This window comes from Nitrosomonas sp. Nm51 (genome assembly GCF_900111165.1).
In the GTDB taxonomy this organism is placed as follows: Bacteria; Pseudomonadota; Gammaproteobacteria; order Burkholderiales; family Nitrosomonadaceae; genus Nitrosomonas.
In genome coordinates this window covers 1-7,050 of the sequence record NZ_FOGH01000078.1, presented here as the reverse complement: position 1 = coordinate 7,050, position 7,050 = coordinate 1, and the positions used below count along the sequence as shown (strand labels likewise).

Here is a 7,050-nt window from a genome sequence, read left to right as displayed (position 1 = left end):
GCGATGCGCTGCCTTCTTTAGCCGAAATCGGCAAAACACAGAATCATACCGCACGCGTGACCCCGCCAGACAAAGCTGGTGAGTGGTTGCCATGGATACATATCGCCATTGGCAACCTTAAGGCATTCTTGTCGGGAACATATCACGGAGTGTCATCAGGTTACTTGCAAGAATATCTCAATGCGTTTTGCTACCGTTTTAACCGGCGAGCATGGGAAGCTGAATTACCTTCCCGTCTCCCGAGTGCTTGCTTGTGTCACAATCCAATTAAACTGAAAATAGTTTAGAGGCATATAAGTTTTTTATTGGGCAGATTATTCAGCTGTGTTGACGAGGTTGATCAGACTGCCCGCCAGAATCATTTCGATCTGACGGTTACTTAGCGAATGTCTGGCCTGAAAAGTAATGTCTTTGGTTTTGTTGATGACAGTTACTGTGCTGTCCTGCTGAAGCATTTCACGGATTTGGGAAATGCACAGTGTATCGTTTTGACCGATTCTTTCAAAATCTGTGCTGTCGGCAAATGTCAGAGGTAATATTCCGAAATTTACCAGGTTTTGCCAGTGAATCCGCGCAAAGCCTTTGGCGATAACGGCTTTGAGACCGAGGTACCGCGGCGCAAGTGCGGCGTGTTCGCGGCTGGATCCTTGGCCGTAATTTTCCCCCGCTACAATAAAGGATCCCTGATCGCGGCAATTCATGGCACGCGTATAATAGTTCTCGTCGATCTGTCGAAAACAATATTTGCTGATCTCCGGGATATTGCTGCGTAGCGGCAGAACCTGAGCGCCAGCGGGCATGATTTCATCGGTCGATATATCATTGCCGACTTTTAGTAAAGCGAGGCCTTCCAACGTCTCCGGCAGCGGGTCGAAAGGCGGCAGCGGTTTAATATTCGGGCCTTTTTCCAGTTCGATATGCGCTTCACTGGATGCCGGCGGGACCAGCATTTCAGTATTGAGGCGAATTTCCTCCGGTTCGGAAAACCGTGGATAATCCATGTCGAGCGTCCGGGGATCGGTGATGACGCCCGTGATTGCTGAAGCAGCGGCGGTTTCCGGGCTGCACAGATAAACCTGATCTTCCCGGGTGCCCGACCGTCCCGGAAAATTACGTGGAACTGTACGTAAGCTGATGCGGCCGGTGGCCGGAGCCTGTCCCATACCGATACAGCCGTTGCAGCCTGCCTGATGCAGACGGGCGCCTGCGTGGATAAGTTTTTCAAGGAATCCCAGTGAAATGAGATTTTCCAGGATCTGTCGCGAGGTTGGATTGATATCCAGCGACACGCGGTCATGCGCACGTTTGCCGTCAACAATTAACGCTGCAACGGCAAAATCCCGAAGTCCCGGATTGGCCGATGAACCGATATAAGCCTGATAAATTTCTTTTCCGGCCACTTCGCGTACCGGAACTACATTGCCCGGGCTGGTAGGACAGGCGATCAACGGTTCCAGCGTTGAAATGTCGATCTCATCATGCTGATCGTAAACAGCATCATTATCGGCAACAATTTCCTGCCATGCATCTTCTCTCCCTTGTGTCTTTAGGAACCGCCTGACAGTCTGATCCGACGGGAAAACAGTTGTGGTCGCACCAAGCTCTGCGCCCATGTTGGCGATAACATGCCGGTCCATTGCGCACAGGTTTTGCAACCCCGGCCCGTAATATTCAATAATCCGGTTGAGCCCACCATCTACGCCGTGTCGTCGCAGCATTTCCAAAATAATATCTTTGGCGCTAACCCACTCGGGAAGCTCTCCCGATAATCTGACGCCCCATATTTCAGGCATTTTCAGATAAAAAGGTTTGCCTGCCAATGCCATCGCGACTTCCAGGCCGCCGGCACCGATGGCCAGCATTCCCAAAGAACCGGCCGCACAGGTGTGGCTGTCCGAACCCAACAGCGTTTTTCCAGGAATGCCGAAACGCTCCATATGCGTTGGATGGCTTACCCCATTTCCCGGCCGGCTGTACCACAGTCCATATTTTTTACACGCGCTGCGCAGGAACAGATGATCGTCAGGATTCTTGAAATCTTCCTGAATCAGATTGTGATCGATATATTGTGCTGAAAGCTCTGTTTTAACGCGAGGAATCTGCATTGCTTCAAACTCAAGCATGACCATGGTGCCGGTGGCATCCTGAGTCAGAGTCTGATCGATTTTTAGGCCGATTTCCGTGCCAGGCGTCATCCTTCCGCTGCACAGATGCGCTTCAATTAATTTTTGTGTGACATTTTGAGTCATGATCAACCTCTCTTATCGTTGTCTGTAGTTTCCACCGGGATAACATTCGTCCGGTAGGTTGATACGCTACAGTTATCGTGTGGGATACGACAGCAATCGGGTCCCCGGTTTAAATTGTTGTTATCCAAATTAAGATGTCAGTATAGTCGTGTAATATTTCCGATAAATTTTTTATCTGAATTGATCCGCCGATGCCGATAGCAAACAAATTTAATATGCCGCTGCCAACAGCCGGTTCGTTGATGCAGGTTTTGTTAATGAAAATGTTAGGAGTCGTTCATAAATAACTATAACACCTGGATCGCATCTGGCGGGCATACTGCGGCATTGTTCGTCGTCGCCGCCATAGCCTGTGCCATGACGACACCCCCTAGTGTATGCCAGATCGAGATGGCATGTTTTATAAAATCGGTAGCTTGACCTGATGCCAACCAGTAACGATCATCCGGAATCCGGAGTGTCCGGAATCTGGCGCTGCGCGCCGGGCTGCTGTCACAGGCGAATCCACTCCGTGACGTCAATTTATCGTTATATTTGCAGGTTGTACCTATACTCAAACGGATGGCATCTTTCCGGTTTTCGGTATTACTAATTTCCGTTGGCGTTGCAGTGCTCAGTGTATTAAAAGTGCTTCAGTCGGTCGACAATATCGCCGTGAATTGATCGCTGTGTGTTTAACTGAGGTTTCCTTTTCCCCTATGTGACCATCCGCAATAATGCTTTGATGAGAGGATTTTGTTTGGATTTGCCTGGTTTATAGCCAAAGCTATCAAAATTTATCCAGTGCTGTGCGAGTAATCAGTTTTCTGGCATCGGAAAAGGCGAAATGACTTCGGCTGCCAGCAGCGTAACAACGCTGCGGCATTTTCTTAAGACGATCGGCGTATATATCCAGGTGACGGTTGCAGCCATCATGCAGACGGCCTATCATGAGCTTCTCGCCCTATAGGCGAACGGTGTTTAGTTTGCAGCGTGAGTTTTTTGCTTTGTACAAGTTTTCGCCCATGAAATGCTGGCTGGCATTATGCATAAAGACTGGATATGCGCTGTATATGGGCGATTGAAAAGCCATTGCCGCTATTTCGATACTATCACGCCTATAATAACATTAATTGTTTTCAACAGACTGATAAACAACGATAAATCATTGAAATTGCTTGTGATGTTATTGCGGAAAACGGGCTTACCAGATTGCGTTACTGTGTAGTGATAGTGGTGATAATGCTGTCGGGCTGCGCAAGTCTCACTGGTTTGCGTGATGGTCATGAACAGTTTGAGGTGCAACAAAGAGCTGCCTGGATGCAGTACAAACCGCGCCCACTGTACCTGATTCACAAGATGGCTACGGGCTTGTTAAAAGAAAAATTAAAACGCTGTTCGTCCGGTCCGTTCAAACGCACGGATTTTTCTATCGGCCATCGCGGCGCGCCCATGCGGTTTCCCGAGCATACGCTGGAATCGTATAAAGCTGCTGCAAAAATGGGTGCGGGTATTGTTGAATGCGATGTGACATTTACGCAGGACAAGGAACTGGTGTGCCGCCATTCGCAGTGTGATTTGCATACCACGACCAATATTCTGAAGACGCCATTGGCCGCCAAGTGCTCGAAGCCGTTTCGCCCTGCTGCTTTTGACGAAAACGGAAATCTGGTTACGCCGGCCACCGCACGCTGCTGTACCAGCGATATCACGCTGGCGGAATTCAAAACCCTGAAAGGAAAAATGGACGCTTTTAACCCGCGCGCGGCAAATGTGGCTGGCTATATGAAAGGCGCGGTCGGCTGGAGAGCGGATCTGTATACCGCGCCTGGCACCCTGTTGACCCACAAGGAAAGTATTGCGCTATTCCAGAAACTGGGGGTCAAAATGACACCTGAGTTGAAATCCCCGAGCGTTCCGATGCCGTTTGATGGTTTCTCTCGGGAAGATTACGCCCAGAAAATGATCGATGAGTACAAGGAAGCGGGCGTGCGTGCGTCCAAGGTTTGGGCGCAGTCATTTAACCTTGGCGATGTACTGTACTGGATTCAGAACGAACCGGATTTCGGCAAGCAAGCAGTTTTCCTGGATGGCCGTTATGACGATCCGGCTTTCGATCACCGCAATCCCGCCACCTGGTCGCCTTCTATGGAACAGCTGGTAACCGATGGCGTGCAGATTATCGCGCCGCCGATGTGGATGCTGCTTGAAATCGAGAACGGAAAAATTGTACCGTCGCGCTATGCAACTGCAGTGAAAGACGCAGGCCTGGATATCATTACCTGGACATTCGAGCGCGATGGCCCGCTTGATAATGGCGGCGGCTGGTATTTCCAGACATTGAACGGGAAAAATCCGAACCCGGTCAATCCGGACGTCGTCATCAACGACGATGGCGATATGTATGAAGCTTTGCATGTACTGGCGGGCGAGGTTGGCATTCTAGGCATCTTTTCCGACTGGCCTGCAACCGTGACATACTATGCCAATTGCATGAATCTGGAATAGCAGCTTAATAAAGCGGTATTGCTTAAAAACAGTCTTGTCCGTTGTTTCTTTAAGCTGGATTGCTTCATTCAATATCATTGAATTTCCGATTCCGTTGTTATTGCAAGCTTATATCAAATGATGCAAGGCATCTCAAAGTAAGGCACTTAACTTAAGAATTTGTTTTTATTTGACTTATATAAAGTTATCCAGCTGCTGGAAGGGCGGTTGAATAACATGGGATTGCACAAAACTATTCACGCTTATAAATATAACGGTAATATTTAATGTAACAAAAATGTAACAAACGCGTGTCATAATTCGCAATTTTTAACGGCGGAGCATGACGGTTATGTTTAATCGGTTGTTATGGTTGAATTCAGCGCCAGTTATTTTTGTGGTTTTGTTAGAGATGTTAGGCAAACCGGTTTTTGCGGCGGAACTGCAGCGCAATCCGGAGCGCTACAAACAGGAATTGCTGGAAATAGAAGGCCGCCTGGATGCAAAGATTAAGGAACTGGATGAAAAGCTGAAGCGGCTTGAAAAGCTGGAGTCAGCAAGTGACTCGAATACAGACCTGAAATCCGATGCAGTCTCAGTCGTGCCGGTGGATACAGAACAGACTGTGACAATATCAGAGCAAACAGAGTTACCGCAAACACAAGAAGATGTATCGGCTGAAATGGCAGTCTTGGACACTAAAACGCAGGATGATTTTGCCAATTTCAGCTACGGCAAGCATGGATTTCAATTTACCACCAACGACAAAAAGTTTTCTCTCGCGATTCAGAATAGAATTCAGACGCGTTACTCAAACCCATTCGACAGTGATCCACGCTCTATCGAGGATCTGGAACGCAACGAGAGTTCATTCAGGATCCGCCGGGCACGGACCCGGCTCAGAGGACATGCTTACTGGCCCTGGTTGAAATACTATTTGCAGTACGACTGGTCCCAGCCGGTTTTGCGTGATTTGAATCTGACTATAGAAAAATTCAAATGGGCCAGACTGTGGGTGGGGCGGGGCAAGGTTGTGTATAACGATGAACGGGTTTCCTCGTCAGCCAATCAACAGTTTGTCAACCGATCGATTGTTAACGATCTGTTTACGGTTGACCGGCAGCAGGGTGTTCAGTTACTTGGTAATCTGTTTCCGGGAACCTGGCACGATATCAGTTATTTTGCAGGTGTTTTTACCGGGCTCGGTGTAGGTGAGAATAGTAATGATGACAATCGTATGATGTATTCCGGACGATTGCAGTGGAATGCACTAGGCGGCGAGATGCCGTTTTCTCAGTCCGATCTGGAATATCATGAGAGCCCGGCGCTTGGTTTTGCTTTCGCAGCGGCTACTAATCGCAGCCGCTGTACTGTTTTCCGGACAGACAGCAACAGTTGCCGTAACTTGCCCGGATTCGAACCGGGCCGGGACGGACAGTACCGCCTTAATCAGATGATGGAGGAGGTGCGCTTCAAGTGGCGGGGTTTTTCTTTGAAACATGAAATGCACTGGAAAGAGGTGATTGATACGCTAAAAAGTCAAAATGACCCTGCGAGAAAAACCAACCTGATCGGTGGGCTGGTACAAGCCGGTTATTTTCCACACTATATCATTCCTGAAATACCCAAGAATCTGGAATTTGCCGGGCGGTATGCCTTTGTTGACCCAAATGTCGATGTGGGCAAAGACAGGCAAGAAGAGTTCAGCGGTATTATGACTTATTTTTTTAATGGACATGCAAACAAGGTGAATTTTCAAGTAAGTCACCTTGTCGTGCAGGGGCAATCGGATCAACGATTCTGGTTACAATGGGATTTGACATTCTAATATCAACAGCTTGTCGTGTTGCCCATGGTTCATTAAAACGAGCTATGCCATTTTATGCTTGTCAAGCATATACGGAGCAAAGCCACGGCAAATTTGTTCTAACGCGATTTTGCCGAATTTTTGGTCATTTTCAAATAATCAAACGCCATTCGCACATTCGTCGATAACTCGTCCTTGTTAGTTCTCAGGGTTAGAACAAATTTTCCCCTGGCTGGAATTGGAAACATATTGACAACGGTGTGCTTGTAACTTAACCAGTAATGGTTCAGTGCTCGACGAAGAATTCGATTGTTTCTGTTGTAGGGATGGATTCAATAACATAATAAGAGAAAGACTGCGTTCCTTCCGGATTGATTGAGGATGAAAAAGCATTATCCTAAATTCCTCAGTTAGCTGGAATCAAATGCCAACGTAGCGGGAAATGAATCAAGAAATTGTGATTTCTGGGGTTTGCTGGCAATAATTTTACTGATGATATAACGCACCAAGGCTGGCCAGCGACCTGCT

General features: G+C 48.0%; 5 protein-coding genes and 1 pseudogene. 4 read left to right on the top strand and 2 right to left on the bottom strand.

Translation table 11 applies throughout. The features are described from left to right. Nucleotides 1-287, top strand: a 287-nt coding sequence (locus BMY60_RS14280) for a transposase (protein ID WP_143057468.1), incomplete at its 5' end; no start/stop codon positions are given. Nucleotides 288-314: 27 nt separating this feature from the next. Here BMY60_RS14280 and BMY60_RS14275 read toward each other — a convergent pair. Together BMY60_RS14275 and BMY60_RS14270 are read right to left on the bottom strand one after the other, a co-directional pair. Next, on the bottom strand, nt 315-2,249 hold the full coding sequence (locus BMY60_RS14275) for an aconitate hydratase (protein WP_090334528.1): 1,935 nt from the start codon (nt 2,247-2,249) through the stop codon (nt 315-317). A 287-nt stretch (nt 2,250-2,536) separates the two neighbouring features. Then, a pseudogene (locus BMY60_RS14270) lies at nt 2,537-2,869 on the bottom strand (outer membrane protein transport protein); the annotation flags it as partial. A 206-nt stretch (nt 2,870-3,075) separates the two neighbouring features. Between BMY60_RS14270 and BMY60_RS16430 the strand changes: the two are divergent. The 3 genes from BMY60_RS16430 (at nt 3,076) to BMY60_RS14260 (ending at nt 6,543) form a co-directional block, all read left to right on the top strand. After that, the gene (locus BMY60_RS16430) at nt 3,076-3,198 is read left to right on the top strand and encodes a hypothetical protein (RefSeq protein ID WP_256250924.1); all 123 of its coding nucleotides are present in this window, start codon (nt 3,076-3,078) and stop codon (nt 3,196-3,198) included. 272 nt (nt 3,199-3,470) lie between these two features. After that, nucleotides 3,471-4,736 (top strand): glycerophosphodiester phosphodiesterase family protein, encoded by a 1,266-nt coding sequence (locus BMY60_RS14265; RefSeq protein ID WP_090334526.1) that lies wholly within the window; start codon nt 3,471-3,473, stop codon nt 4,734-4,736. A gap of 322 nt (nt 4,737-5,058) precedes the next feature. After that, nucleotides 5,059-6,543 (top strand): porin, encoded by a 1,485-nt coding sequence (locus BMY60_RS14260; protein WP_256250920.1) that lies wholly within the window; start codon nt 5,059-5,061, stop codon nt 6,541-6,543. The last annotated feature ends 507 nt before the right edge of the window (nt 6,544-7,050 follow it).